The 3447-nt window shown below is 32.2% G+C and carries 6 protein-coding genes; all 6 read left to right on the plus strand.

Translation table 11 applies throughout. The annotated features are described in order from the left end of the window. The first annotated feature begins 427 nt into the window (after positions 1-427). Positions 428-739, plus strand: coding sequence for a 30S ribosomal protein S10 (gene rpsJ / locus ACI3VO_RS10115; protein WP_007285285.1), 312 nt, complete (start codon positions 428-430; stop codon positions 737-739). Positions 740-834: 95 nt separating this feature from the next. Next, a complete protein-coding gene (gene rplC / locus ACI3VO_RS10120) occupies positions 835-1464 on the plus strand; it encodes a 50S ribosomal protein L3 (protein ID WP_290690769.1) in 630 nt (209 codons plus the stop codon). Positions 1465-1492: 28 nt separating this feature from the next. Further along, positions 1493-2116, plus strand: coding sequence for a 50S ribosomal protein L4 (rplD, locus tag ACI3VO_RS10125; protein ID WP_290690767.1), 624 nt, complete (start codon positions 1493-1495; stop codon positions 2114-2116). A gap of 1 nt (position 2117) precedes the next feature. Next, entirely contained in the window at positions 2118-2408 is a 291-nt protein-coding gene (gene rplW / locus ACI3VO_RS10130) for a 50S ribosomal protein L23 (protein ID WP_320627290.1), read from the plus strand. A 29-nt stretch (positions 2409-2437) separates the two neighbouring features. Further along, the gene (gene rplB / locus ACI3VO_RS10135) at positions 2438-3268 is read left to right on the plus strand and encodes a 50S ribosomal protein L2 (protein ID WP_320627289.1); all 831 of its coding nucleotides are present in this window, start codon (positions 2438-2440) and stop codon (positions 3266-3268) included. 46 nt (positions 3269-3314) lie between these two features. Next, on the plus strand, positions 3315-3447 hold a 133-nt coding region (locus tag ACI3VO_RS10140), incomplete at its 3' end, for a ribosomal protein S19 family protein (protein WP_439757807.1).

Below are 3447 nucleotides of genomic sequence, written 5' to 3' on the forward strand. Positions count from 1 at the left end.
AGAGAAGGTGGTAGAACAGTAGCATCTGGTGTTGTAGCAACTATAATAGAATAATTTTTCGAATAACACATAATAAAATAAAGAATTTAGGGGAGGACGAAGGTTTTCCCCTTTTTATTTTAAGGAAGTAATTATAAAATGTTGACAATATAATTCAAAGATTGTATACTGAATAAGGCTTTTGAATTAAAGATAATTTTCTTCTGAATCTAAGACTTGGCAAAAATAAACTAAATAAAATTATAAAAAAGTCTTGAAAAAGTAGGAAGAATAATATAAAATATAATAGTGTGCTTGAGAGATACGAAAAAAATCCAAATTTAATCATTATATAGGAATTAAAAATAAGTTAAAGTTTACAGAACACCCGGAACTGTGTATCGGTATAATGATTAAATTTAAAAGTAAAAAAAGGAGGGAAACAAAAATGGCTAAAAATGAAAAAATAAGAATAAGATTAAAGTCATATGATCACAAATTATTAGATTTTTCAGCTGGTAAAATAGTTGAAACTGCTAAAAAAGCTGGATCACAAGTTTCAGGACCTGTGCCACTACCAACTGAAAAACAAGTTGTGACAATATTAAGAGCTGTTCATAAATATAAAGATTCTAGAGAACAGTTCGAAATAAGAACTCATAAGAGATTAATAGACATAACTAGTCCAACACCTAAAACTGTAGACTCATTAATGAGATTAGATTTACCAGCTGGTGTAGACATAGAAATCAAATTATAAGAAAAACGACACCTAAGATACGGTCCTATAAGGTTGTTATCTTAGAATGATTGCCAAACAGGTAATCCGCTGTAAGAATTATAGGAGGTGCTAATATGAAAGGATTATTAGGAAAAAAAGTAGGTATGACTCAAATATTCACTGAACAAGGTGAAGTAATACCTGTAACAGTAGTTGAAGCAGGACCAGTAGTTGTAACTCAAATAAAAACAACTGAAAAAGATGGATATACTGCAATACAAGTTGGTTTTGAAGATGCTAAAGAAAAAGCGTTAAACAAACCACAAAAAGGACATTTAGCTGCTGCTAATACATTAAAAAAACACTTAAAAGAATTTAGAGTAGATTCTGTAGATGGATATACAGTAGGACAAGAAATAAAAGCTGATTTATTCGCTGCAGGTGAATTAATAGATGTTACTGGAATAAGTAAAGGTAAGGGATTCCAAGGTCCAATAAAAAGACATGGACAATCTAGAGGACCTGAAACTCACGGTTCTAGATACCACAGAAGACCAGGTTCAATGGGAGCTTGTTCTTACCCAGGTAGAGTTTTCAAAAACAAAAAATTAGCTGGACACATGGGTAGCGTTAAAGTTACAGTTCAAAACTTAGAAGTAGTAAGAGTTGATGCTGATAAAAACTTTATCTTAGTTAAAGGTGCTATACCAGGAGCTAAAGGTTCAGTGGTAACAATAAAAGAAGCAGCAAAAGCTTCTAAATAATGACTAACCTAAGAAAGGAGGAATCACAATGCCAAAAATGAACGTATTAAACATACAAGGACAAAATGTTGGTGAAATAGAATTATCAGATGCTGTATTCGGTGTTGAAGTGAATGAGCATGTATTATATGAAGTTGTAAAAAACCAACTTGCGAATAAAAGACAAGGTACTCAATCTGCTAAAACTAGAGCAGAAGTAAGAGGTGGCGGAAGAAAACCTTGGAGACAAAAAGGAACAGGTAGAGCTAGACAAGGTTCTATAAGAGCTGTACAATGGATCGGTGGAGGAGTTGCTTTTGCACCAAAACCAAGAAGTTACAGATATACATTACCAAAGAAAGTTAGAAGATTAGCTATGAAGAGTGCTTTAACTTCTAAAGTTCAAGCAAATGAAATGATAGTATTAGATGCTTTAACAATGGAAGCTCCTAAAACTAAAGAATTTGCTAACATATTAAAAAATATAAATGCTGCTAAAAAAGCTTTAGTAGTAATGGCTGAAAAGAACGAAAACGTAATAAAATCAGCTGCAAATATACCAAATGTTGAAACTGCATTAGTTAACACTATAAATGTATATGACATATTAAAATATGATTCATTCATAATAACTACTGATGCTGTTAAGAAAGTGGAGGAGGTGTACGCATAAAATGACTAATCCACATGATATAGTTATAAGACCAATAGTTACTGAACAAAGTATGGCTGATATGGCTGAAAGAAAATACACTTTTGTAGTTCAAAAAGGAGCTAACAAAACTGAAATAAAAAAAGCAGTAGAAAAAATATTCGGAGTAGATGTAGAAAAAGTAAATACATTAAACTACGATGGAAAAACTAAGAGAATGGGTAGAAGCATAGGAAAAACTGCTAGCTACAAAAAAGCAGTAGTTAAATTAACTGCTGATAGCAAAGAAATAGAATTTTTCCAAGGTATGTAATACTTAAGAAATAAAGGAGGGAAAATAAGATGGCTATTAAAAAATTTAAACCAACTTCTCCTGCCTTAAGAGAAATGACAGTTTTTATATCTGATGAAGTTACAACTAACCAACCAGAAAAATCTCTTTTAGTACCTTTAAAGAAGAATTCTGGAAGAAACGTTCACGGAAGAATAACTGTTCGTCACAGAGGTGGAGGAAACAGAAGAAAATATAGAGTAATAGATTTTAAAAGAAATAAAGATGGTATACCAGCAAAGGTTGCTACTATAGAATACGATCCAAATAGAACTGCTAATATAGCATTATTAAACTATGCAGATGGTGAAAAAAGATATATCTTAGCTCCAGTTGGAATAAAAGTTGGAGATACTTTATTATCAGGACCAGAAGCAGATATCAAACCAGGTAATGCATTAGCATTAAGAAACATGCCAGTAGGTACTGTAGTTCATAACATAGAATTAAAAGCAGGTAAAGGTGCTCAATTAGTTAGATCTGCAGGTGTTTCAGCTCAATTAATGGCTAAAGAAGGAAACAAAGCTTTATTAAGATTACCATCAGGTGAAATGAGATATGTTGCTATAGACTGTAAAGCTACTATAGGACAAGTTGGTAACGTAGAACATGCTAACGAAACAATCGGTAAAGCAGGTAGAAAAAGACATATGGGTATAAGACCTACAGTAAGAGGTTCTGTTATGAACCCTAATGACCATCCACACGGTGGTGGGGAAGGTAGATCTCCAATAGGTAGACCATCTCCAGTAACTCCATGGGGTAAACCAGCTCTTGGATACAAAACTAGAAAGAAAAATAAAGCGTCTAATAAATTAATAGTTTCAAGAAGAACTAAATAATAGATTTTAAATAGAAATTTATTTTACTCGGGAAGGAGGAAATTAAATGTCAAGATCAACTAAAAAAGGACCTTTTGTTCACCCTAGACTTCTTAAAAAAATAGAAGCTATGAACGAAAGCGGAAATAAAGAAGTTATAAAAACTTGGTCAAGAAGTTCAACTATATTCCCTCAAATGG

Origin of the sequence: Intestinibacter sp. (assembly GCF_051866655.1) — a bacterium.
In the GTDB taxonomy this organism is placed as follows: domain Bacteria; phylum Bacillota; class Clostridia; order Peptostreptococcales; family Peptostreptococcaceae; genus Intestinibacter.

Bases quoted from the DNA above. Each gene is read 5' to 3' on its own strand.
- rplD (WP_290690767.1), top strand. From the start codon at position 1,493: ATGCCAAAAATGAACGTATTAAACATACAAGGACAAAATGTTGGTGAA.
- rplW (WP_320627290.1), top strand. From the start codon at position 2,118: ATGACTAATCCACATGATATAGTTATAAGACCAATAGTTACTGAACAA.
- rplB (WP_320627289.1), top strand. From the start codon at position 2,438: ATGGCTATTAAAAAATTTAAACCAACTTCTCCTGCCTTAAGAGAAATG.
- rplC (WP_290690769.1), top strand. From the start codon at position 835: ATGAAAGGATTATTAGGAAAAAAAGTAGGTATGACTCAAATATTCACT.
- rpsJ (WP_007285285.1), top strand. From the start codon at position 428: ATGGCTAAAAATGAAAAAATAAGAATAAGATTAAAGTCATATGATCAC.